The 21,731-nt window shown below is 55.0% G+C and carries 24 protein-coding genes; 18 read left to right on the top strand and 6 right to left on the bottom strand.

Going from position 1 to position 21,731, the window contains the following annotated elements:
- Nucleotides 1–216 precede the first annotated feature (216 nt).
- Nucleotides 217–522 (top strand): metalloregulator ArsR/SmtB family transcription factor, encoded by a 306-nt coding sequence (locus P8T57_RS16230; RefSeq protein ID WP_007090903.1) that lies wholly within the window; start codon nucleotides 217–219, stop codon nucleotides 520–522.
- A 70-nt stretch (nucleotides 523–592) separates the two neighbouring features.
- Here P8T57_RS16230 and pdxH read toward each other — a convergent pair whose 3' ends face one another.
- Complete coding sequence (gene pdxH, locus P8T57_RS16225; RefSeq protein WP_341363683.1) at nucleotides 593–1,213, bottom strand: pyridoxamine 5'-phosphate oxidase; 621 nt, start codon at nucleotides 1,211–1,213, stop codon at nucleotides 593–595.
- Nucleotides 1,214–1,361: 148 nt separating this feature from the next.
- Between pdxH and P8T57_RS16220 the strand changes: the two genes are divergently transcribed.
- From P8T57_RS16220 to P8T57_RS16205, 4 genes are all read left to right on the top strand, one after another.
- Complete coding sequence (locus tag P8T57_RS16220; RefSeq protein WP_007090901.1) at nucleotides 1,362–1,838, top strand: RT0821/Lpp0805 family surface protein; 477 nt, start codon at nucleotides 1,362–1,364, stop codon at nucleotides 1,836–1,838.
- A 169-nt stretch (nucleotides 1,839–2,007) separates the two neighbouring features.
- On the top strand, nucleotides 2,008–2,928 hold the full coding sequence (locus P8T57_RS16215; protein WP_040059695.1) for a DnaJ C-terminal domain-containing protein: 921 nt from the start codon (nucleotides 2,008–2,010) through the stop codon (nucleotides 2,926–2,928).
- A 107-nt stretch (nucleotides 2,929–3,035) separates the two neighbouring features.
- Entirely contained in the window at nucleotides 3,036–3,449 is a 414-nt protein-coding gene (locus tag P8T57_RS16210; protein ID WP_341363682.1) for a hypothetical protein, read from the top strand.
- Nucleotides 3,449–3,715 carry a hypothetical protein gene (locus P8T57_RS16205; protein ID WP_085645667.1) on the top strand — a complete coding sequence of 89 codons (267 nt, stop codon included), beginning with the start codon at nucleotides 3,449–3,451 and terminating at the stop codon, nucleotides 3,713–3,715. The genes P8T57_RS16210 and P8T57_RS16205 overlap by 1 nt, the downstream gene beginning before the upstream one ends.
- A 22-nt stretch (nucleotides 3,716–3,737) precedes the next feature.
- Here the strand turns inward: P8T57_RS16205 and slyA are convergent, their stop codons facing one another.
- A complete protein-coding gene (slyA, locus tag P8T57_RS16200; protein ID WP_085645668.1) occupies nucleotides 3,738–4,238 on the bottom strand; it encodes a transcriptional regulator SlyA in 501 nt (166 codons plus the stop codon).
- A gap of 215 nt (nucleotides 4,239–4,453) precedes the next feature.
- Here slyA and P8T57_RS16195 point away from each other — a divergent pair, with 215 nt between their 5' ends.
- The 5 genes from P8T57_RS16195 (at nucleotide 4,454) to P8T57_RS16175 (ending at nucleotide 10,058) form a co-directional block, all read left to right on the top strand.
- On the top strand, nucleotides 4,454–5,797 hold the full coding sequence (locus P8T57_RS16195) for a mechanosensitive ion channel domain-containing protein (protein ID WP_341363681.1): 1,344 nt from the start codon (nucleotides 4,454–4,456) through the stop codon (nucleotides 5,795–5,797).
- Between the two features lie 101 nt (nucleotides 5,798–5,898).
- Nucleotides 5,899–6,597, top strand: a complete 699-nt coding sequence (locus P8T57_RS16190) for a thermostable hemolysin (protein WP_341363680.1) — start codon at nucleotides 5,899–5,901, stop codon at nucleotides 6,595–6,597.
- A gap of 2 nt (nucleotides 6,598–6,599) precedes the next feature.
- Entirely contained in the window at nucleotides 6,600–8,618 is a 2,019-nt protein-coding gene (locus tag P8T57_RS16185; RefSeq protein ID WP_341363679.1) for an AMP-binding protein, read from the top strand.
- Complete coding sequence (locus P8T57_RS16180; RefSeq protein WP_341363678.1) at nucleotides 8,590–9,393, top strand: SDR family NAD(P)-dependent oxidoreductase; 804 nt, start codon at nucleotides 8,590–8,592, stop codon at nucleotides 9,391–9,393. The genes P8T57_RS16185 and P8T57_RS16180 overlap by 29 nt, the downstream gene beginning before the upstream one ends.
- Entirely contained in the window at nucleotides 9,390–10,058 is a 669-nt protein-coding gene (locus P8T57_RS16175) for a tetratricopeptide repeat protein (protein ID WP_341363677.1), read from the top strand. Before P8T57_RS16180 ends, P8T57_RS16175 begins: the two co-directional genes overlap by 4 nt.
- An 84-nt stretch (nucleotides 10,059–10,142) precedes the next feature.
- Here the strand turns inward: P8T57_RS16175 and P8T57_RS16170 are convergent, their stop codons facing one another.
- On the bottom strand, nucleotides 10,143–11,444 hold the full coding sequence (locus P8T57_RS16170; RefSeq protein WP_341363676.1) for a YihY family inner membrane protein: 1,302 nt from the start codon (nucleotides 11,442–11,444) through the stop codon (nucleotides 10,143–10,145).
- 258 nt (nucleotides 11,445–11,702) lie between these two features.
- On the opposite strand from P8T57_RS16170, the gene fabI reads away from it, so the two are divergent.
- The 5 genes from fabI to P8T57_RS16145 all read left to right on the top strand — a co-directional run bounded on the left by fabI (nucleotide 11,703) and on the right by P8T57_RS16145 (nucleotide 16,269).
- Entirely contained in the window at nucleotides 11,703–12,533 is an 831-nt protein-coding gene (gene fabI, locus P8T57_RS16165; RefSeq protein ID WP_007090890.1) for an enoyl-ACP reductase FabI, read from the top strand.
- An 80-nt stretch (nucleotides 12,534–12,613) separates the two neighbouring features.
- Nucleotides 12,614–13,705 carry a chorismate synthase gene (gene aroC, locus P8T57_RS16160; protein ID WP_341363675.1) on the top strand — a complete coding sequence of 364 codons (1,092 nt, stop codon included), beginning with the start codon at nucleotides 12,614–12,616 and terminating at the stop codon, nucleotides 13,703–13,705.
- Nucleotides 13,706–13,867: 162 nt separating this feature from the next.
- Nucleotides 13,868–15,001: a hypothetical protein gene (locus P8T57_RS16155; RefSeq protein WP_341363674.1), complete on the top strand. Its 1,134-nt coding sequence runs from the start codon at nucleotides 13,868–13,870 to the stop codon at nucleotides 14,999–15,001.
- Nucleotides 15,002–15,163: 162 nt separating this feature from the next.
- Entirely contained in the window at nucleotides 15,164–15,769 is a 606-nt protein-coding gene (locus tag P8T57_RS16150) for a TetR/AcrR family transcriptional regulator (protein WP_341363673.1), read from the top strand.
- Between the two features lie 32 nt (nucleotides 15,770–15,801).
- Nucleotides 15,802–16,269, top strand: coding sequence for a DUF2269 family protein (locus P8T57_RS16145; RefSeq protein WP_063095447.1), 468 nt, complete (start codon nucleotides 15,802–15,804; stop codon nucleotides 16,267–16,269).
- Between the two features lie 14 nt (nucleotides 16,270–16,283).
- Here P8T57_RS16145 and P8T57_RS16140 read toward each other — a convergent pair whose 3' ends face one another.
- Nucleotides 16,284–17,267, bottom strand: a complete 984-nt coding sequence (locus P8T57_RS16140; protein ID WP_341363672.1) for a DMT family transporter — start codon at nucleotides 17,265–17,267, stop codon at nucleotides 16,284–16,286.
- A 130-nt stretch (nucleotides 17,268–17,397) separates the two neighbouring features.
- Between P8T57_RS16140 and P8T57_RS16135 the strand changes: the two genes are divergently transcribed.
- Complete coding sequence (locus P8T57_RS16135; RefSeq protein ID WP_341363671.1) at nucleotides 17,398–18,327, top strand: LysR family transcriptional regulator; 930 nt, start codon at nucleotides 17,398–17,400, stop codon at nucleotides 18,325–18,327.
- Nucleotides 18,328–18,423: 96 nt separating this feature from the next.
- On the top strand, nucleotides 18,424–18,852 hold the full coding sequence (locus P8T57_RS16130; protein WP_341363670.1) for a heme-binding protein: 429 nt from the start codon (nucleotides 18,424–18,426) through the stop codon (nucleotides 18,850–18,852).
- Between the two features lie 31 nt (nucleotides 18,853–18,883).
- Here the strand turns inward: P8T57_RS16130 and P8T57_RS16125 are convergent, their stop codons facing one another.
- Together P8T57_RS16125 and P8T57_RS16120 are read right to left on the bottom strand one after the other, a co-directional pair.
- On the bottom strand, nucleotides 18,884–19,624 hold the full coding sequence (locus P8T57_RS16125) for a TlyA family RNA methyltransferase (protein WP_341363669.1): 741 nt from the start codon (nucleotides 19,622–19,624) through the stop codon (nucleotides 18,884–18,886).
- 32 nt (nucleotides 19,625–19,656) lie between these two features.
- Entirely contained in the window at nucleotides 19,657–20,334 is a 678-nt protein-coding gene (locus tag P8T57_RS16120; protein ID WP_007090882.1) for a GntR family transcriptional regulator, read from the bottom strand.
- 319 nt (nucleotides 20,335–20,653) lie between these two features.
- Between P8T57_RS16120 and dctP the strand changes: the two genes are divergently transcribed.
- The gene (gene dctP / locus P8T57_RS16115) at nucleotides 20,654–21,661 is read left to right on the top strand and encodes a TRAP transporter substrate-binding protein DctP (protein WP_037990004.1); all 1,008 of its coding nucleotides are present in this window, start codon (nucleotides 20,654–20,656) and stop codon (nucleotides 21,659–21,661) included.
- Nucleotides 21,662–21,731: the final 70 nt, after the last annotated feature.

Below are 21,731 nucleotides of genomic sequence, written 5' to 3'. Positions count from 1 at the left end.
ATCTTTCCTTGTTCAAGATCAAAACTTTTATAAAAGATCCCGTCCATGCATTGAAAAGGGGCTTTCCCCTACGAAATGCTTAGGCGGAGAGAGAAACCAGTGTAACATCAAACCAATGCATTGCCGAATTCCGAAGATTAATCATCCTATACGGTTTATCGGTCTTAACGTGCCAGAAAATAGCCGGACTGACTTCGAGAATGGATACTGCCTGCGATGCCCTATAAAAACTTGCATGAAAACGCTCGCGAGGCTGCCGAGTTCCTGAAAACATTGGGAAACGAGTGGCGTCTGATGGTTTTATGTTCGCTTGGAACAACAGAAAAATCAGTCAGCACGCTTGAAGGTGAACTGGGTATTAAACAATCTGCACTATCGCAACATCTTGCCCGTTTGCGCCGCGAGGGACTGGTCAAGACACGCCGGGAATCGCAAACCATCTATTATTCGCTGGCCAATCCCGAGATCATGAAAATCATCGTCGTGTTACAGGAAGTCTTCTGCCCGTCAGAAGAATACTGATCAAACCTGCCAAACAAAAACGCGCGAACCGACATTCGCGCGTTTTGCATTTTCAGAACAGCCTTCCATATCACGGGAAAAGCTTTTGCAGGTTCCAGCCCTTATCCTCGGCATCGCGGGTGTAAAGCTGGCGATCATGCAGGCGGAACTTGCCTTCGGACCAGAATTCGATGCGATCAGGGATCAGGCGGAAGCCGCCCCAATGCTCCGGGCGAGGTACTTTGCCCAGCCCGAATTTGGCGGTGAATTCGGCAACCCGTTTTTCCAGATCGAACCGGCCACTCATCGGGCGGGACTGGGTTGACGCCCACGCGCCAAGCTGGCTGCCGCGCGGTCGGGATGCGAAATACTCGTCGGACTCCACACTGTCGACCTTGGTCACCGCCCCCTCGATGCGAACGCATTTTTCAAGCGACTTCCAGTGAAAGCACAATGCGGCAAAGCTGTTTTCGGCAAGTTGATCGCCCTTGCGGCTTTCATAGTTGGTGTAAAAAACAAAACCGCGCTGATCAAAGCCCTTAAGCAGTACAATACGCGCCGAAGGCCGCCCGCGCGCATCTGCTGTCGCCAGCGTCATCGCATCCGGATACGGTTTCTCCTTGTTTTTCGCCTCTTTAAACCACACGTCAAAAAGATCGAACGGTACGGCATGATCTTCATGCCCCATTTTTGGCGTATTTTTTTCGTCCATTGGGGTCAGGATTCCTTTGATAGTTCAAAATCCGCACCAAATTCAAAAGATACGGGTTTTGGATATACGTGAAACGACGCAATCAAGATCGTTCCGTAGATACAGAACATATCGGTTGGGACAGGAAAGACAAGGTAGGCAAAAAAATATGAAATTTCGTCATATCGTAATCCCCGTCATGATGACCGCATTCATTGCCGGTTGTGCACAGGATCAAGGCCAGAAACAAACCGCAGGCACCCTTTTGGGCGCGGTTGGTGGTGCTGTTGCCGGTGCGCAGTTCGGCAAAGGATCGGGACAGCTTGTCGGTGTGGCACTTGGTACACTGGCTGGCGCCTTTATCGGCAGTGAAGTCGGCAAGTCACTGGACAATGCCGACCGCGCGATCATGGCACAAAGCACGCAGCGCACCCTTGAAAGTGCGCCGACGGGCCAGACATCGACCTGGAACAACCCCGATACCGGGGTTCGTGGCACGGTAACCCCGACCCGGACCTATCAGGAACCGAAAACCCAGGAATATTGCCGTGAATACCAGCAGACCGTCACCATCGGCGGCAAGCAGGAAGAAGCGTACGGCACCGCATGCCGCAAGCCGGATGGAAGCTGGGAAGTTGTAAACTGACCGTCGCGAAACGACATTAAAAAAAGCGGCGCGTTCCTTGCGAACAGCGCCGCTTTTTCATATCTGAGCCATGTCAAGGACAGCAATAAAAACAAATGCCTTCCTTGCAACAGCCAATACAGGCCTATAATACACTTATAGCGTTTCCCATTTTCCAACCGGTCAGGCGATGCAGGATCCCTACAAGACTTTGGGCGTTGCCAAAAACGCCACCCAGGACGAAATCAAAAAAGCCTATCGCAAACTTGCGCGCGAATTGCACCCGGACGTCAATCCCGGTGACACCAAGATCGAAGAGCGGTTTAAGAAAGTTTCGGCCGCCTATCATCTTTTGGGGGATGCCGAACGTCGCAAAAAATATGACGCGGGCGAAATTGATGCCGATGGCCGTGAAACCGGGCCGTTTGGCCGTGGTGGCGGTGCGCGTTATAGCGGCCAGGCTGGCGGTGATCCGTTTGGTTTTTCCGGTGCCAATGCCGAGGATATCTTTGACGAGATTTTCGGCAAGGCTGGCCGCGGCGGGGGCGGCTTCGGTGGTTTTGGTGGGCGCAGACAGGCCGAAAAGGTCAAAGGACCCAATATTTCCTATGAGCTTAGCCTTGATCTGGCCGAAGCCATTATCGGCACGACCAAGCGCATCAATCTTGCCAGCGGCAAAAGCCTTGAAGTCCGCATCCCTGCCGGAAGCGAAGATGGCCAGACCCTTCGCCTGAAAGGCCAGGGAATGACCGGCATGAATGGCGGGGAAGCGGGTGACGCGCTGATCAAGCTGCATGTCCACCCGGACAAGGTTTTCCGTCGCGAAGGCAATGACCTGCATTGCGATCTTGCGATCAGCCTGGCCGAAGCAATCCTTGGCGGGTCTATCGAAGTCCCGACGATCAATGGCAAGGTCAGCATGAAACTGCCTGCCAACGCCAATAGCGGCACGAAATTGCGGCTACGTGGCAAGGGTGCGGCATATGACCGGGGTGACAAACGCGGCGATCAATATGTACATCTGACCGTCAAGCTGCCCGAAGATCGCGACGATGAACTGATCGATTTCGTACGAGAATGGTCGGAAAAACATCCTTACAAGGCACGTTAACACGGGTAGCCCGGCCACGCCCGATTGCGGCTTGACCGGGCTCAAGACTCGCACCTGCTCTAACAGGCATTCTGCCTTTGCAGTTTTATCTGACAAAGGCAGAAGTCATGAAACCCATTGCTCTTTCTACGATTCTGGCCGGTATCGCCCTGATCGGGTTGACCGCATTTGTCGGCACATCGCGCCCGACGCTTGAACTTTCATACACGAATGATTGCCAAGACAGCATCGATTGGCAAAGCCACCTTGAGGCCGAAGGTTTTGACGTTCGCGCCGCACAGGTCAGCAACCTGTCCCTTTCAGAACAACAGGCAATGATGATCACCCCTGCCCCGATGCGCGATTGCAAGATCGGTCGGGTTGCGGGTTATAGCGTGATCGGCGAGGTCCCGTCTGGCGATATCGTTACACTTTTGCGGCGCAAACCGGCGGATGTTATCGCGCTTGCCCTTGATGGCCCGGCACAGGAAACCGTAGCGATCCATTATGATGGATCAGTCGAGCGGCGCAGGTCAGAATAATGAAATATCTTTCGCGCTTGCGGCTCGCCTTTACCGGGATCGGCATGGTTGCGGTTGGCATTTTATGGGGCAGTGCTGCAATGGTATGGTTGTCATTGCCCGGCGGCTCGCCGACATTCATGCCCGCAAACAGTTTACTGCCCGCACTTGTGATCAGTCTTGCGATCTTTGGCGGGCTCGGCTTTGGGGCCGCAGTTCTGACAGAACGATGGGAGCGCGAAACCCTGCGGAACCGATCATCCGACCAAGCCCTGCCTCACAGGTAGATATAAGACGGTGGAAACGGTTTTAGGTTTTCACCCGTCCAACCATGATGATGTCCTTGTCCTGTTCACTTCCGGCAAAGGCATCGAACTGTCGGCCGATTTTTTTGAACACGGTCAGACAATGTTCAAGTTCTTCATCGGTAACATCGGCAAAAATCTGGGCTCGGACACCCTGTATGACCGCCTGAATCTGTCGAAGCGCCGGTTCGGCCTTTTCGGTCAGGTGAACCGTTTTTGCCCGCCGGTCATCGGGGACTTCGCGCCGTTCGATCAATCCCTTTTCCTCCAGCCAGTCCAATGTCCGCACCAATGTCGGTCCCTGCACCCCGGCAATACGCGCCAGTTCCTTTTGCGTCAGGTCATGATCGGTCGTGCTGAGACGAAACAGGATGATCCAGCGCGCCTCGGTCAGGATAAAGGGCGATAAACGCCGGTCGACTTCCGCACGCCATTGCCGGGCAAGCATGCCCAGCCAGAAACCGAACTGTTCACGCGATGCATTGCTATCTTTGGAAATTGTCATGGGGGGAGATACCTGCAGGAGGTTTTTGATCCTAAAGATTTAGTTAGATAGCTATCTAACGTCAAGGAAACCAAAGCCAAAAGACGCATCTTTCGCAGAACCAACCAGAACACGAAGAATTAGCGCCCTATCTCCCGCAGGCGGTTTCGCGTTACCATATGAAATATAATGCTTTCCATTCACTAATCATAATACAGGGCAAAATCAGGGGACGTATGGAGCAATTCTGGAATCCCGACCAGCTCGTGATCTGGCTTGAACAGGCAGCCGCATGGGTGGACAACAATATCTTGCTGGTTCCGATCCTGTTACAGATCGGGGCATGTTTGCTGTCGGTGATCCCTGCCCTGTTACTGCGCAGGCCGCTTTCGCGCCAACTGGCGCGCTTGCAAAACTGGCGGGCGCTTTTGCACTATGCCGGGTTCCGTCGGTTGCTTGCGGTTTTACCCGATCTGGCGTTTCCGATCATTCTGGTTCTGCTGATCTGGTTTATTGATGCGGTCGCGATACAGGCGGGGCTGCGGCACAATATCCTGCGCCTTGTCGCAAGCCTTCTGAATGCGTGGATTTTCATCCGTCTGGGCACGGCGGTGGTGAATGATCCCGTCTGGGCCCGCAGTATCGCCATCATCGCATGGGGGCTGGCCGCCCTTAACATTGTCGGCTGGCTTGATCCGGCAATTGATCTGCTGGACAGCCTTGCCCTTCATATCGGGCAGTTTCGGATATCGGTGTTTGGCATCCTCAAGGCAATGCTGTCTTTGGCGATCCTGCTTTGGGTCGCGTCATTTGCCTCGCGCATTTTCGAACAACGCATCCAGAAGGTTCACCGCCTGACGCCATCGGTTCAGGTGCTTATGTCCAAGCTTCTGAAACTTGTGCTGCTGTCGATTGCGGTTTTGTTTGCGCTTTCGACCATCGGTGTCGATCTGACCGCGCTTGCTGTCTTTGGTGGTGCCATCGGTGTCGGCATCGGGTTTGGTCTGCAACGGATTGTCGCCAACCTGATCAGCGGCGTGATCCTGTTGCTGGACCGGTCGATCAAGCCGGGCGACGTGATTGCGATTGGCGATACATTTGGCTGGATTCAGTCGCTTGGCGCGCGTTACACCGCCGTTCGCACCCGCGACGGTACCGAATTCCTGATCCCCAACGAAGACCTGATCACCAATCAGGTGGAAAACTGGAGCCACTCGGACGTCAAATTGCGCCTGAAGGTTCCGGTCGGCATTGCCTATCGTTGCGATCCGCATTTCGCGATCAAATTGTGCAATGAAGCCGCAGCAAAATGTGCACGCGTTCTGGATAATCCCGGCCCGAACACACTGCTACGCGGCTTTGGCGATAATTCGGTCGATCTTGAAATCCGCCTCTGGATCACGGATCCACAAAACGGACGTGGTAATATCATCAGCGAGGTATTGCTCAATGTCTGGGATAGCTTCAAGGAAAACGAGATCGAAATTCCGTTCCCGCAGCACGACCTTCATCTACGCAGTTCCGATGGTACGGTAAAGATCGAAATCCCCGGCAATGCCTCAGAAAACACTGCCCGCTAAAGTAACATTTCCAAGGTTTTTGCTTTAACAACCCCTCATTCAGGTTGCTGTCAGGTTCCGGGCCAAGAATGCGCTATCAACGCAGTCGAAGGCCCAATGGCATGCTTCACCTGAATTATAATGAAAATGGTTTCCCCGCCGCCAAGCTCAGCTTCCAGAAACGCGGTTTTCTGGATCATCTGCAGATGCGTGCCTGTGCCATTTCGGTGCTGACACTTCTGGCGACAGAACGCCCCGAAGTCGAAACATTCATCGCCAATATCTATGCCGATGCCTATGACGCCGCGATCCGCGTGCAATATGGCAGCCTGATGAGTGTCCGCGACGATGCCGGACGGATCGTCGCCGCCCTTGGTTTCCGGTCAGCCGGGCATGGACCGCTGTTTCTTGAACAATATCTGCCCGCGCCAATCGAAGTGATCCTTGGTGTACCGCGCCATCAGATTGTCGAGATCGGCAACCTGGCGTCATCGGGTGGTGGCGCGTCGTCCTTCCTGTTTGCGGCACTGTCGGCCTATCTGCACCATAACGGCTTTAAACAGGCGGTTGTAACCGGCACCGACAGTATCGAAAAACGCCTGTGTAAAATGGGCCTCAAGCCCGTTCGCCACGCCCATGCCGATCCATCATGCCTGACGGAAAACGAAATCGACTGGGGCCGGTATTACGACACGTGCCCGCATGTTCTGTCTGGTTCGGTCGAACATGGTTATCGCCGCCTTCAGACATTGCTGGGTGCAGAATACACCCACATGCGCCCGCGCCTTTATCCCCATCTGCAACATAACGGCGAGAAATAATCATGCTGTTCGAATGCATCCGCACCCATAACGCCGATCAAGTCGCGCTCCGCGAAGGCGATGATAGCCTAACCTATGGCGACCTTTCCGACCTGATCGACGCACGTTGTCTTGAACTTGCAGATGTCGATGTACTGGGTATAGCACTTGATAACGGGATCGACTGGCTGGTCTGGGACCTTGCCGCCCTATCGGCCGGCATTGTATGCGTTCCGATCCCGCCATTTTTCACCCGCGATCAGATCAATCACACAATTGTGACCGCGGGCATCACCCACATGCTGACGGCTAATGGGATGACGGAAACAGGGCAGTCGCGTTCGCCCGACATCCCCGATGGCACGGCAAAAATCACCTTCACATCCGGCACCACCGGCACGCCAAAGGGCGTTTGCCTGCTCGCATCGGCGATGATCACTGTTGCATCTTCGATCCACGCGATGCTGGGCGATGATTTTGCTGGCACCCATGCCTGTGTGCTGCCACTTGCAGTACTTCTGGAAAATGTCGCGGGAGTTTATACCGGTCTTCTGGCCGGGTGTACCATTACCCTGACACCGCTTGGCCAGTTCGGGCCGCAATATCAGGGCCTGCACGAAATCCTTAAGGATACCCGCGCGACATCGGTCATTCTGGTGCCTGAAATCCTGCGTGCGCTGATGATGCTGGTCATCCGCAAGGGGCCCCTTCCTGACCTTAAATTCATTGCGGTTGGTGGATCGCGTGTTGATCCGGCCCTGATTGCCAAGGCCCGCCATATCGGGCTTCCGGTTTACGAAGGATATGGTCTTTCGGAATGCGCATCGGTCGTTTCAATGAATGTACCGGGCAAAGATAAGCCCGGCACCACCGGAACGCTTTTGCCCCATGTAAAGGCCCAGATTTCCAACGATGAAATCATCATCGAAAATCCCGGTTTCCTTGGCTATGTCGGCGAAGCAGCACCGGCCTTTCTTGCAACCGGCGATCTGGGGCAGATTGATGACGATGGTTTCGTCTGTGTGACAGGGCGACGCAAAAACGTCCTGATCACATCGTTTGGGCGCAATATTTCCCCCGAATGGCCCGAAGCCGCCATTTTGGCCCAGCCAGGCATCTATCAGGCCATGGTCTTTGGCGATGGGGAACCGGAACTAAGCGCCCTGATCGTTCCGACCGGTCCGACCGCCGATGTAAGTGCCGCGGTTGCCGCGGCCAATGCTGGCCTGCCCGATTACGCACACATCAAACATACCCGCATCGTTGCCCCCTTTACGGTCGAAAACGGCTGCCTGACAGGCACCGGACGCCCGCGCCGCGATGCGATTGCCAAACTTTACACATCCCCCTTGTCCGTCCCGGAGAAAACCATGAATTTTTATGATCGCCTTGTTGCCGAAACCGCCGAAGCCCGCGCGTCCCTTTATAACGTTCCCCAGCTTGTTGATGGCCTGCAAGGTCGCATTTCACGGTCAACCTATGTCGCCTACCTGACGGAGGCATATCACCATGTCAAACACACCGTTCCCTTCCTGATGGCAATGGGATCGCGTATGCCAGATGAAAAACGCTGGCTGCACAAGGCGATCATTGAATATCTCGAAGAAGAAGAAGGCCACGAAGAATGGATTCTCAATGATATCGAAGCCGCCGGTGGCAACCGCGAAGCCGCCCGCAACACGTTACCGAACCTCGAAACCCAGGTGATGGTTGCCTATAACTACGACTATATCAGCCGTAAGAACCCGGTCGGTTTCCTTGGTATGGTCTTCATGCTTGAAAGCACTTCAACCCAAATCGCCAGTCAGGGTGCGGATGCCGTCATGACCGGCCTTGATTTGCCGAAATCAGCATTCAGCTATCTGTTTTCGCACGGCACCCTTGATCTTGAACACATGAAATTCTTCGAAAAGACCGTCAATCAGGTCACCGATCCGGCTGATCAGGCCGCCATCATCGAAGTCGCGCAAAACACCTTCCGGCTGTTTGCCAATCTGTTTGCGGCGATCCCGCATGAAGGACAACGTAAAAATGTTGCTTGATGGAAAATCCGTTTTCCTGACGGGCGCGACTGGCGGCATTGGCATGCCACTGGTCAACCTGCTGATCGAACGCGGGTCAAATGTCGTTGCCTATGACCGCACGACGCAGGGCAACCTGATGGAAAGCATCGATACGACCTGCAAGGCATTGCGTGAACACACACCCGACATCCTGATCAATCTGGCTGGGATCAATGATTTCAATCATGCCGAAGATCAGGATTACGACGCGCTTGTGACGCTGAACCTTTTGGTGCCAATGCGCCTGTGCCAGGCCGTTCTTCCGGCCATGCGCAAACGCGGTAGCGGTCAGATCGTCAATATCGGATCAATGACCGGATTGATCCCGTTGCCCCATATGACCGGCTATGTCGCAGCCAAATCCGGGCTTAAGGGATATAGCGATGCGCTGCGTCGTGAACTGTCCGGCACGGGCATCACCATAAGTCACATCGCCCCGCGTGCGGTTCGTACCACCATGAACAGCGGCAAGGCAGGGCTGCTTAACCGTCGCACAAATGTCACCGAAGACGATCCACGTGACGTTGCCCGTCAGATCGTCAATGCGATTGAACAAGACAAAACCGATGTTCGGATCGGCTGGCCGGAACGGCTTTTTGCCCTGATCAATGCCGTCATACCGAGCATCGTCGACAGGGGACTTCGTAAAAACACCACCATCGGCGAAGAAATCCTCAAGGCCGAGCAGGTAGTTGCACCAATCCCCCTGATCGCCAACAAACAGGACGCCAACCCAAGGAGCCACCCGGCATGAAAATCACCCGTTTTGCCATGATATGCGCCTTTGCGCTTGGCCTGCCTTTGTCTGCCAATGCCGACACGGCCAATAACGAGGCCATGAATGGCGTTGCCCATCTGCAGGAAGAATGGGCCCGCATCAAGTACCAGATGACGGATGAAAAACAGCAGCTTGAAGCCATTCACCAACTTGAAACCGAGGGCGAAAGTCTGCTGAACCTCTATCCGGATAGTCCCGAAGTCATTATCTGGCAGGGTATTGTCCTGTCGACCGATGCCGGGATCGTGCGCGGCATTTCGGCCCTTGGCAAAGTAAACGACGCGCGCGATTTGTTTGAAAAGTCGATTGCCCTCGATCCAACGGCACTTGATGGATCGGCCTATACGTCACTGGGATCGCTTTATTATCAGGTGCCGCCATGGCCGCTTGCCTTTGGCAGTGACAGCAAGGCCGAAGAATTCCTGAAAAAGGCATTGGAACTTAATCCTGACGGGATTGACCCCAACTATTTCTATGGCGATTTCCTGCTTCAGAATGATCATTACGCCGAAGCCAAGTTTTATCTGGAAAAAGCATTGAACGCACCCGATCGCCCCAGCCGCGCATCGGCGGATGCCGGACGTCGGGCGGAAATAGCCAAGGCACTAAATGAAATCGCGCAGGAAGTTTCCAAAAACTAACCTTGACGAACAGCACAATTCGCCAAACGAAACAAGGCCGGGGAACACAAACCCGGCCTTGTATTTTGATGCCTTCGGAACACTTTAATCGACGATTTCAGTCATGTCTTTTGGGCCGATTTCGTCTTTCTTTTCGTCTTCGGGCTTGGTTTCAACCTGCTTGGGGGCTGTATCATCGGGTTTTGGCAAATCAAGCAGGGCAGCAATTTCAACATCCAGAACGGATTTTCGCGTTTTTTCCAGTTCCACCAGACGTTCGCGCATGGCTCCTGGCCAACCGCCATCGGCATTAACCAGAAGCAACCGGTCATAATCCAGAAACAGCCCCAGCCTGGACATCAGATCCACCAGCGTGATCCGCGACAGATCGCCTGATAAAAGCCAGCGGTGGCTTTCGGACCGTTCAATCAGCTTTTCACGCCGAAGGGCCGCCAAGGCCCAGTTAAGATCCCGCCCGCCCAGCTTGGTTTCGCGCAACATGCGGCGATAGGTCGGCGGTTTGGTTGCTTCGCGGAAACCATGTTGCAAATATTCCAGAACGCGTAACACCGCGATAATGCGTTCCATATGGCCGGGCACGGCACCCCGCGGATCGGGGATCAGCCCAGCGGCACGTGCCGCACGCCATTCGGATCGGGCGGCAGCAACCTGTGCGCCCAGCAGCACAACAATCCAGGTCAGATACATCCATAACAGGAAGATCGGTACAATCGCCACGGCGCCATAGATCGTCTGGTAAGTCGGGAAATTAATAACGTAATACCCGAACCCTTTTTTAAGCGCCTCGAACAATCCAGCCGCCACCAAGCCGCCCAAAATACCGTCAATGATCACGACAGAACGGTTCGGCATGCCAATAAACAAAAGCGAGAAGGCAATCGAGGATAGCAGGAAAGGGGCCAAAAACGTCAATTGCCCGATATGTTGACCCAGCCCGTCGGCCCCGACCATATAGCGCATGGCAAAAATATAGGATGCCACCGAAAGACTCAGCCCCAGCAACATCGGCCCGACCGTCAGCAAGGTCCAGAAAACGACGAGTTTCGCCAAAAGTTTGCGCGGAGTGGTAACGCGAAACACATCGTTCATCGCACCTTCGATCGCAGCAAGCAGCATGACCGCGGTCAAGGCCAGCACAATCGTGCCCACCGCTGTCATCTGGCCGGTATTCTGAAGGAAATTGCTGAGGTAACCTGTCACCTGTTCGCCAGTTTCGGGCAGAAAATTGTTCAGGACCACACCCATGATCTGGTCCTTCCACTGTTCAAAAACCGGGAAGGCCGACAATACCGTAAGCGCAACAGCAAGGAACGGAACCATGGCAAGAAGGGTTGTATAAGAAAGCCCCGCTGCGCGTTCGACGGATTTGTCATGCACAAATCGCATAATGGCGTAGCGCCAAAATCCAGTGCGGTCCTTAAGTAATTGGCCGATTGGAACCATTAAACACTTATCCCTGCACGATTTCTGGTTATAGTGTAACTGATCAACAGGATAACGTGACCGCACAAGATAAAACAGGCCAGATTGACCTTGGCTTCGCTTTGTGTAGGATGCGCCCAATGTCAAATGCCTCCTGTGTGGGCCACAGCTTTGTTCCGCGCTGCCCCGCACCAGAGAGAGATCGTGGGAACGAGAGGGAAAATGAGCTTTTCCGCCGAAAACATTTCTGGCCTGATGGCTGGCAAGCGTGGCCTGATCATGGGCGTCGCGAACGATAAATCGATTGCCTGGGGGATTGCGCGTACCGTGGCCGCCGCTGGTGCCGAGGTTGCTTTTACTTATCAGGGTGAAGCCCTTGAAAAGCGCGTCCGCCCATTGGCGGAGTCTGTTGGCAGCGACACCGTTCTGCCCTGCGACGTGACCGACGCGGCCAGTATGGACGCCGTCTTTGAAACATTGAAAGAAAAATGGGGCAAGCTGGACTTCGTCGTGCATGCCATCGGTTTTTCTGACAAAAACGAACTGCGCGGGCGCTATGTCGATACCTCGCCGGAAAACTTTGCGATGTCGATGAACATTTCGGTCTACTCCTTTACCGCGATTGCACAGCGCGCGGAAAAGCTGATGACCGATGGTGGTTCGCTTCTGACCCTGTCCTATTACGGGGCGGAAAAGGTGATGCCGCATTACAACGTCATGGGCGTTGCCAAGGCAGCACTGGAAGCCAGCGTGAAATACCTTGCCAATGACCTTGGCCCGGATCGTATTCGCGTCAACGCCATTTCTGCGGGTCCGATGAAGACTCTTGCCGCGTCGGGCATTGGCGATTTCCGCTATATCCTGAAATGGAATGAATATAATTCGCCGATGCGCCGCAACGTCACTCTTGATGATGTTGGTGGATCGGGCCTTTATTTCCTGTCGGACCTGTCGACCGGTGTTACCGGCGAAACCCATCATGTCGATTGCGGGTATCATACCGTCGGCATGAAGCAGGCAGACGCACCGGATATCAATGTTCAGAAATCCTGATCCGAACATGATATGATCTTGCGGGCTGCCTTACTGGCAGCCTGTATTGTCTTCAAACACCTGAATTCTGGATATCGGAAATGGCTGGCAACAGTTTTGGCTCCCTGTTTCGCTTCACCACCTTTGGCGAAAGCCACGGCCCGGCGATTGGCTGCGTCGTTGACGGTGTGCCGCCGCTTCTTGACCTGACCGAAGAAGACATCCAGCAGTTTCTTGAAAAACGCAAACCGGGACAATCGCGCTTTACCACCCAGCGCCGCGAACCCGATCAGGTCAAAATCCTGTCAGGCGTGTTCGACGGCAAAACCACCGGCACCCCTATCGGACTTCTGATCGAAAACGTTGATCAGCGCTCCAAGGATTACGGCGAGATTAAAAACCAGTTCCGCCCGGGCCATGCCGATTACACCTATTGGGAAAAATACGGTATCCGTGATTACCGCGGTGGCGGACGATCATCGGCGCGCGAAACCGCGATGCGGGTTGCCGCCGGGGCAATTGCGCGCAAAGTCCTTGGCGATGATATCAAAATCCGTGGTGCCCTGATCAAGATGGGCACCAAGGCAATCAATCGCGACAACTGGAACTGGGACGAGGTTGATAACAATCCGTTCTTCTGCCCCGATGCAGCCGCCGTTCCGGTATTCGAGGAATATCTTGATGGCCTGCGCAAGGACGGATCATCGGTCGGTGCAGTAATAGAAGTTGTCTGTTCGGGCGTTCCGGTCGGGCTGGGTGACCCGGTCTATGACAAACTTGATGCTGATCTGGCCAAGGCGATGATGACAATCAACGCAGTCAAGGGTGTTGAAATCGGCAACGGGTTTGAGGCCGCCGAACTGACCGGCATCGAAAATGCCGATGAAATGCGCATGGGCGAAGATGGCAAACCGGTCTTTGGCTCCAACCACGCGGGCGGCATTTTGGGCGGGATTTCATCCGGGCAGGATGTTGTTGTGCGCTTTGCCGTCAAACCGACCAGCTCGATCCTGACACCGCGCAAAAGTGTCGATATTTACGGCAAGGATGTCGATGTCGTCACCAAGGGCCGCCATGATCCGTGTGTTGGCATTCGTGCCGTTCCGGTTGGCGAGGCCATGGCAGCCATCGTTCTGGCTGATCATCTTTTGCGCCATCGCGGCCAGTGTGATGGCTGGAACCGCAACAAGTAATTAACAACTAATTCCTGCGTGAAATCGCACAAATAGTCTGTCACAAGCAGCCTGCTGCACCGTCATCGGTGTATGAACCCGACATTGTACAAAGCCCTGATTCTGCTTGCATCCGCGAACAAACCGGCCCCGGCCTCCAAGGCAGCCGGTCGGGATGCTGGCTTGGGCAATAGAACAGTTCTTTATCCTGATGAGCCGGTCGATCTGCCCGATTGGGGCATTGCGGCCCTGCCCGCCATGATCCTTGGCGCGGCACCGCAAAGCTGCCTTTTCGTCAGCGATCTGACCATCGAGCAACCCGAAGGCGACGGCGATAGCAACGCCGGTTCCTCTGATGACGAAAAAGACGAAAGCGTGGGCAGCGCTTCCTTCTCGCTCACGGTCGACAGTGCCCCTGATCCAACCGCCAAAATCACTCAACGCCAGATCACCTGGCGATTGGCGATGCCGGTGACCGCCTTCCGACAGGTTACCACCAACGCCAACAGCACACCTGTGCGTGCGCCTGTAATCAGAACGAAACTGGTCCTGCGCGATGTCGTCTGTGATGTCGAGCTTGGCCTGCTTGAAATGGCGGGCATCATCCAACCGCTTCTGGTCGGACGCGATATTCTGTCCAATCGCTTCCTGATCCGCCCGGATCACGATAAGACATCATCAAACCCACCCTCACCCTCGGCAACGCTTGCCCCGGCGCCCGAGGACAAACCTGCCGAAACGGCGTCTTCTGCGCCATTGGCATCTGATACAGGCACCAGCAACCAGCAATCCGCTGCAACCACGCCAGACATGCCGTCGAGCACGACCGATACTGGCAATGCGGCACCAACCGCAGCCGATGAGCCACAAAAAGCCCCTGCACCTTCTGCAACAGGCGACAGCACCAATACGGTAAAGGATGGCGGCACCAACAGTTCGGCCACGCAGCCTGCCGGTCAAACCGGTGCGGACGCAGGAAGCACGTCCGGCTCATCCGCAGCAGGTTCGATACCAACAAATGGCACAACGGCATCTCCTAAGCCCGACGCCACCAATGGCGCAATTGCCGATACCACGGCGGCAGAGTCTCCAACGGGCAGTAATGCGCCAGCGCCATCCGAAAACGGAACAGAAGCCGCAGCCACAGCGATAACTGCGCCCAAAAATGACGCTGCAACCGATGACAGCAAAGCCGACGATAACAGCCAGGACCCTGCCACAACTTCAACGGCAACCGTTAACGATGACGCATCCTCAATATCTGGGGCCCAGAATGAAGATGATGAATCCACATCATCGCCGCCTCCGGCAACCTAGCGTTCAGGATTTTACCGGTGCTTTAAGCCCGGCTCGACGATTCCACAATCCCCGACAGCGCCAAACTGGACCGTCACATTGACGGTCCTTTTTTGCTTGTGTCATGGCCTATCGATTGTTAAAGTTAACAAAGTTAACATAAGAAAATCGAGATACGAGTTTATGGGGAAATACCACCACGGCGACGTCCGTAATGTCCTTCTACAGCAAGCTGAAAACATCCTGACCGAAGAAGGGCCAAGTGGCCTGTCGTTGCGACGTCTGGCGCGGCTTACCGGTGTTTCGGAAGCAGCGCCCTATCGCCATTTTGACGGTAAGGATGGCATTTTGGCGGCAGTAGCGATTGATGCGTTTGAACGCTTTGCCGAACGGCTTGAAAATGTTGCTGCAAATATCAAAAAACACGAAGAGCGCATCATGGCGCTTGGTGCGGCCTATGTGCATTTCGCAGTCGATTTCCCGCAGCATTTTCGCCTGATCTTTGGCCGGGAACGTCCGCCACTCGATCAATATCCAGAACTCCGCGAGGCGGCCGATAACGCGTTTGACGTTTTGCAACGCGCCGTTACATCAGTTGATCGTCGTGCCGATATGACCCTGAACGAAGCAGCCACCGCCTATAACCGCGCCCTTGCGGCATGGAGCCGCGCACACGGCATCGCCATGCTGGTGATTGACGGGATGATTGTTCCGCCTGCCGATCAGGAACTTGATGATTTTGTGCTGGGGCTTCTTGCCGAAGACCTGACAGCCCCTGAAAATTCCTGATCCCGATATCCGCAAATCAAAGGCCGCCAAAGATGGAATACACCACCGTCAAATTCATTCACCTTCTGGGTGCCGTACTGTTTCTGGGCAATATCATCGTTACGGCGGTATGGAAAAGCCTGGCCGACCGCACCAGAAACCCGGTGATCATCGCCTTTGCCTGCCGGTTGGTGAATGTCACCGATCTGGCCTTTACCGCCTTTGGCGCGGCTCTGGTCGTGATTGGTGGGGTTGGTCTTTTTCATGCCGGGGGCATTTCGCTTTCCGATAGCCCGCATCTGACGATTGGCATCAGTCTGTTTGCCATGGCGGCAACCCTTTGGCTGGTCGGGCTTTTGCCCTTGCAACTATATATGTCGCGGATTGCCGCCAAGACGGTGGCGGCGGGTGAAACCATCATGCCAGATGCCTATGATAAATGTGTAAGGCTTTGGACGATGCTCGGCATTGCAGCAACCCTGATGCCGGTTGGCACCCTTTGGTTCATGATTGCCAGATAGTGCCAAGATCAAGCCTAAAGCGTACGGCGACGACGGGTCGCGATCAGAAGGGCCACAACCACCGCCGCACTGCCCATGATGTGCCACTGATTGAGCAGCTCGCCCAGGATGACAGCCCCAAGGATCGAGGCGACAAAGGGCTGCAACAGCAGGATCATTGATCCGGTCGCCTCGTCCACGCGCTTCAGGCCGACCGACACCATCCCCTGCCCCAAAACATGCACCAGCATCGCAAGACCGATCAGCGCCAGCCAGCCTGTCATATGCGGTGGCAGGACGAAATTGCCTTTGATCACCATCATCACGCCCAAGGCAATCATGGTGGTCAGGGTGCTCCAGAACATGATTGATGCAGCACTGTGATTGCGGCGCAACCGGCTGATGACAATCAGATATCCGGCATAGAAAAAGGCCGCCAGAACGGCAAAGGCATCACCCTGCATCGATCCTGCGCCAGTTTCACTGGCCCGAAACAGGAAATAACCGCCGATAATCGCAAACGGCACCCCGCACCAGAACATCACGCCGGGTTTGCGCGCGATGCCAAACAGACCAAGAAACCCGATAATCACCGGTGCAAGGTTGTTAAGCAAAATCGCATTGCCGACCGTCGTCATTTCGATCGCCATATGACAGGCGACCAGATCGGCGGCAAATAAAAGACCGGCAAGGATCATCAAACCCGTATCACGCTTGCGCACGGAAACACTATTTCCGACCGCTGGTTTTGATGATCCTGCCGGTATCAAGAAGACGGTCGCGCCCAGCAAAGGAGCAGCAAGCGCAACACGCCAGAAAGCCGAGGCATCGGGGGACACACCGCTGAACCGCACAAAAATTGGACCAAGCCCCATAAGGATTGCCGCAACTACGAGGGTTAAAATGGCCCAGAATGATGACTGGACCATCGGCGTGACCCTTTCGATTCCCAGTGCAATTTCCGTGGTGGCGGAGGGAACAGCAGATGCGTTTCCGGTATTGCGCAGGATATCGGGCATGGTCTGGTCTTTCGGAACGGGGGCGATGTGCAGGTTGTGCAAAATGCGCCTTGGCTGATAGCGCTTATCTTGCAGCGGTGCTATATCGATGTGAAATTGCTTCGCCTTATCGTCGGGATAAATTGCGCTTATGGCTCTTCTGAATGTCGATATCGATCTGCTCAGAACGTTTCTGACCGTGCTGGATACCCAAAGTTTCACACGCACGGCCGAACGCCTTTTGCGCACGCAACCCGCCATCAGCCAGCAGATCAAAAAGCTCGAAGATACCGTTGGCGCACCGCTGATCACGCGCGACCGCAACGCCATCACCCCAACCACAACCGGCCTTGTCGTCAAATCCTATGCCGAGGGGATTATCGGCCTGAACGACAAGATGCTGGCCGATCTTCTTGATGCGGCACCGGCCGTGCTGCGCATCGGGCTTCCCGACGACTATGCCGCAATCTATCTGCCGGAAATCCTGCGGATTGCGGCCCTGCGCCTGCCGGAAACAGAAATCAGCTGCCATGCGGATATCAGTCGCAATCTCGGCAAACGGGTCGCCAATGGCGATCTTGATCTGGCGATTCTGACCGCCGATCCCGAAACGCCCAGCCTGCATGTGACATCTGAACCCTTGGTCTGGGTGGCCGATGCCGGGTTTGACCATCAGGCACGTCCGCTTCGCCTGTCGATGTTCCATGATGGCTGCGTAATCCGCCGTTCCGTGACCGAAGTCCTGTCACAACAGGACATCGCCTTTCGCATCAGCCACAGCAGCGACTCCAATTCCATGATCATCACGGCAATTGATGGTGGCCATGCGCTGGGGGCGATGCCGCGCTGTACGGCTGAATATGCCGGAATGCAGATTGTTGATGATCCATCCTTACCGCCGTTGCCAAAGATCGACATCGCCCTTCTGGTGCGCGAACAGGCCAATCCTGCGGTTCGGGAACTCGCCCTTGGTGCGATTGCGGCCCTTGCACCGTCAACACCAGCAGATAGCGACGGAGACAGTCACAGTCTGACCGGCACAATTGCACCTGCCATGGCACCGGCTTCTTCCACCATATGAAAAGACTTTTTATGCGGTTGATCGCCCGATAACGCCGCCCATAAGATGCCCCGGCTAGAAACAGCCGTTTCAATAACATCCTGCCGGAGACGCCCGATGCTGACCATCAAACGCCTGTCGATCGATGACGCCAAAATACTGATCGAAGGCGCACGCAATCGCGCCACCGAAATCGGTATTCCCATGTGCATCGCCATCACCGATGAATCCGGTGTTCTGATTGCCTTTGAACGCATGGATGGCGGCAAGGTCACCAGCACCACGATTGCCCAAGATAAGGCATTCACCGCCGCGGGTGCGCGCAAGGCGACCCATGAATATGCCGCCGCGGCCCAGCCGGGCATGCCAGCATTCGGAATCGATTCCGAAGTCGGCGGTCGTCTTTCGATTGTCGCCGGTGGATTGCCGGTATCGGTTGATGGTGATGTTGTCGGCGGAATCGGCGTCAGTTCAGGCACCCCGCCGCAGGATCAGGATTGCGCCCAAGCCGGGATTGATCATTTCCTGAAAGTGATCGGTAAATAAGCCCATCACTATTGGCGCAAATCGGCGTTAATTACGCCGATTTGCGCCCGCCGATCAGAAATTCGACATTGCCTTCGGGCCCCGTGATCGGGCTTGTCGCAATGCCAAGCACCTCCCAGCCCGGAAGACTTTCCAGCCAGTCGGAAATGGTGTCGCAGACTTCCTGATGCAGTTCCGGTTCACGGACCACACCCTTTTTCCCGACGCGTTCCTTGCCGACTTCAAATTGCGGCTTGATCAATGCAATCAGCCAACCGCCAGGTTTGACCAGATCGAGGCTTGCCGGAAGTACGGTGCGAAGGCCGATGAAGCTGGCGTCGCAGACGACGATATCGATTGGGTCGGGAATTTGTTCGGACGTGATGTGACGCGCATTGGTCTTTTCCATCACGACAACCCGGCCGTCATTGCGCAGTTTCCAGTCAAGCTGCCCCTGCCCGACATCAACGGCAAAGACCTTGGCCGCACCGTTTTGCAAAAGCACATCGGTAAAACCGCCGGTCGAGGATCCGACATCAATGCCGGTAAAACCGGTGACATCGACGCCAAACTCGGCCAGACCCTTTTCAAGCTTGAGCCCGCCGCGCGATACCCATGGATGGGGTTGCCCGCGCAGGGTCAGCGAAATGTCTTCCTTGCATTGCAGCCCCGGCTTATCGAGCCGTTGCTCGCCACTAAAGACATTGCCTGCCATGATGAAAGCCTGTGCCTTGGACCGGGTTTCCACCAATCCGCGTTCAACAAGCAACTGATCCAAACGTTTCTTTGCCATGCGCGGGTTTTAGCGCAAAGTTCCGAAGAAATCTAGCTTGCCAGCGGCTCAAGGTAACCACGCGGCACAATGGCCAGAAGATCGTTTAACGCCTCGCCCTGAACCGCGACATGCTGATGCATCAGCCGGCCCGCCCGTTCGGCATCGCCGTTCGAAATCGCATCAAGGATTTCGGAATGTTCAGCATTGGATTTTTTCACGCGCCCGGGCCGGTGCAACTGCAAACGGCGATAGGGCGCGAGACGATTGCGCACATTCTTGGTCTGACGTTCAAGGAAGCTGTTGCGGCATCCGGCGTAAATCACTTCGTGGAAATTGACGTTGGCCTCGTAATAGGCATCGGCGTCTGCATGTTCCTGAAGCGTGCCACATTCATTGCCAAGTGCGATCAGCTTTTCAATGTCGGTGCGCGCCATCCGACGCGCGGCAAGCCGGGCACACATTGCCTCAAGCTCCGCCATGACTTCGAACATTTCAATCAGATCGGCCACGGTGATCGAGGCAACGATGGTGCCGCGCCGAGGCATGGTCGCCACCAGTCCCGACCCCGCCAGCGTTTGTAACGCTTCGCGGACCGGAGTACGTGAAACACCAAACCGTTCCGACAGGCTGCGCTCGTCCAGCTTGTCGCCGGGTTTAAGAACACCGGTGACAATATCGCGTTCAAGTTTCTGAACCAGATCGGTGGCGAGCTTGCCGTTCCGTGACATGAGAAGCCTCATCCTTGCGCTGCAATCGTGGTATACCAGAACATAGAAAATGGTACCGCGCAAAGCCTTTTACGTGCTGCTTTGCATCGAAATTCTGCTGCATCGCAAAAGTTATCTGGCAAAAAACGGCTAAAATGGCTGCAATCCTTGAGCGCACATCTGTGGCACCGCAATACACATTTCTGGTATACAAAAATCCATAGACAGGATGCCAGAAATCTGTAACGCTTTTTGATATTGCGAAATCCGCACCAATAAAAAGACGTGTCAACACGTCACAAATGCATCCAGAAACGCATGCTTCATCCGGGAGGAAAAGATGAAGATTTTCAAACGTACTCTTACGGCGTCCGTCGCCGCTATTACCCTGTCCATCGCTGCTTTTGGCATGTCCTCGAACGCTGATGCGGAAACGCTCAAGCTGTCGCACCAGTGGTCGACCGGCGATGTCCGCCACAAGGTCGCCCAGATCATTGCCGACGAAGTCAAAGCGGCCAATGTCGATCTCGAAATCCAGATTTTTCCGTCCGGCTCGCTGTTCAAGGCGAACGAACAGTGGACGCCGATGGAACGCGGTCAGCTTGACATGATTGTCTATCCGCTGGCCTATGCCGGTGGCCGTATTCCGGCAACCAACCTGACGCTGATGCCGGCACTGGTTAAAAACCATGACCACGCCGAACGCCTGAACAACTCGCCTTTCATGGCAAAGATGGAAGAACTCCTGAATGAAAACGGGGTTGTTACCATTGCCAAGGGTTGGCTGGCCGGTGGCTTTGCCTCGACCAAGGGCTGCATCCGGGTTCCGGATGACGTCAAAGGCCTGCAGATCCGTGCCGCTGGCAAATCGTTCGAACAGATGCTTCAGGGTGCCGGTGCATCCATCGCTGCAATGCCGAGCTCGGAAATATATCCGGCCATGCAGACCGGCGTTCTGGATGCCACCAACACCAGTTCTGCCAGCTTCGTTTCATACCGCATTTATGAACAGGTCAAATGCTACACCCCGGCGGGTGCCAACGCGCTGTGGTTCATGTATCAGCCGGTTCTGATGTCGAAGAAAACCTATGACGGTCTGAACGACGCCCAGAAAGATGCCCTTGCCGCGGCAGCCAAAAAGGCCGAGGCGTTCTATTCCGAAGAAGCCCGTAACGAAGATGCCAACAGCGTCAAGGTCTTCAAGGATGCCGGTGTTGAAATCGCCGATCTGACCGACGCCGACTTCAAGGCATGGCAGGAACTTGCCAAACAGACGTCCTATGCGAAGTTTGTTGAAGAAACCCCGGGCGGTCAGGAACTGCTCGATATGGCTCTTGCCGTAGAATAATGGTCTCGTGGCGCCGGATGCATGCCGGCGCCACTTCTTTTCCGCTTTTTTGCGACGAGCTTGATCTTCA

This window comes from Thalassospira sp. SN3W, from assembly GCF_038070535.1.
Lineage (GTDB): Bacteria > Pseudomonadota > Alphaproteobacteria > Rhodospirillales > Thalassospiraceae > Thalassospira > Thalassospira xiamenensis.
This window is presented reverse-complemented; position numbering and strand designations above follow the sequence as displayed.

Excerpts from the sequence above, each read along its gene's own strand:
- P8T57_RS16220 (WP_007090901.1), top strand. The coding sequence starts at position 1,362 with ATGAAATTTCGTCATATCGTAATCCCCGTCATGATGACCGCATTCATT.
- P8T57_RS16190 (WP_341363680.1), top strand. The coding sequence starts at position 5,899 with ATGCTTCACCTGAATTATAATGAAAATGGTTTCCCCGCCGCCAAGCTC.
- P8T57_RS16195 (WP_341363681.1), top strand. The coding sequence starts at position 4,454 with ATGGAGCAATTCTGGAATCCCGACCAGCTCGTGATCTGGCTTGAACAG.
- P8T57_RS16180 (WP_341363678.1), top strand. The coding sequence starts at position 8,590 with ATGAAGGACAACGTAAAAATGTTGCTTGATGGAAAATCCGTTTTCCTG.
- P8T57_RS16125 (WP_341363669.1), bottom strand. The coding sequence starts at position 19,624 with ATGGCAAAGAAACGTTTGGATCAGTTGCTTGTTGAACGCGGATTGGTG.
- P8T57_RS16130 (WP_341363670.1), top strand. The coding sequence starts at position 18,424 with ATGCTGACCATCAAACGCCTGTCGATCGATGACGCCAAAATACTGATC.
- P8T57_RS16150 (WP_341363673.1), top strand. The coding sequence starts at position 15,164 with ATGGGGAAATACCACCACGGCGACGTCCGTAATGTCCTTCTACAGCAA.
- pdxH (WP_341363683.1), bottom strand. The coding sequence starts at position 1,213 with ATGGACGAAAAAAATACGCCAAAAATGGGGCATGAAGATCATGCCGTA.
- slyA (WP_085645668.1), bottom strand. The coding sequence starts at position 4,238 with ATGACAATTTCCAAAGATAGCAATGCATCGCGTGAACAGTTCGGTTTC.
- P8T57_RS16120 (WP_007090882.1), bottom strand. The coding sequence starts at position 20,334 with ATGTCACGGAACGGCAAGCTCGCCACCGATCTGGTTCAGAAACTTGAA.
- aroC (WP_341363675.1), top strand. The coding sequence starts at position 12,614 with ATGGCTGGCAACAGTTTTGGCTCCCTGTTTCGCTTCACCACCTTTGGC.
- P8T57_RS16230 (WP_007090903.1), top strand. The coding sequence starts at position 217 with ATGCCCTATAAAAACTTGCATGAAAACGCTCGCGAGGCTGCCGAGTTC.
- P8T57_RS16175 (WP_341363677.1), top strand. The coding sequence starts at position 9,390 with ATGAAAATCACCCGTTTTGCCATGATATGCGCCTTTGCGCTTGGCCTG.
- P8T57_RS16210 (WP_341363682.1), top strand. The coding sequence starts at position 3,036 with ATGAAACCCATTGCTCTTTCTACGATTCTGGCCGGTATCGCCCTGATC.
- P8T57_RS16145 (WP_063095447.1), top strand. The coding sequence starts at position 15,802 with ATGGAATACACCACCGTCAAATTCATTCACCTTCTGGGTGCCGTACTG.
- P8T57_RS16205 (WP_085645667.1), top strand. The coding sequence starts at position 3,449 with ATGAAATATCTTTCGCGCTTGCGGCTCGCCTTTACCGGGATCGGCATG.
- P8T57_RS16135 (WP_341363671.1), top strand. The coding sequence starts at position 17,398 with ATGGCTCTTCTGAATGTCGATATCGATCTGCTCAGAACGTTTCTGACC.
- P8T57_RS16140 (WP_341363672.1), bottom strand. The coding sequence starts at position 17,267 with ATGCCCGATATCCTGCGCAATACCGGAAACGCATCTGCTGTTCCCTCC.
- P8T57_RS16185 (WP_341363679.1), top strand. The coding sequence starts at position 6,600 with ATGCTGTTCGAATGCATCCGCACCCATAACGCCGATCAAGTCGCGCTC.
- P8T57_RS16170 (WP_341363676.1), bottom strand. The coding sequence starts at position 11,444 with ATGCGATTTGTGCATGACAAATCCGTCGAACGCGCAGCGGGGCTTTCT.
- dctP (WP_037990004.1), top strand. The coding sequence starts at position 20,654 with ATGAAGATTTTCAAACGTACTCTTACGGCGTCCGTCGCCGCTATTACC.
- fabI (WP_007090890.1), top strand. The coding sequence starts at position 11,703 with ATGAGCTTTTCCGCCGAAAACATTTCTGGCCTGATGGCTGGCAAGCGT.
- P8T57_RS16215 (WP_040059695.1), top strand. The coding sequence starts at position 2,008 with ATGCAGGATCCCTACAAGACTTTGGGCGTTGCCAAAAACGCCACCCAG.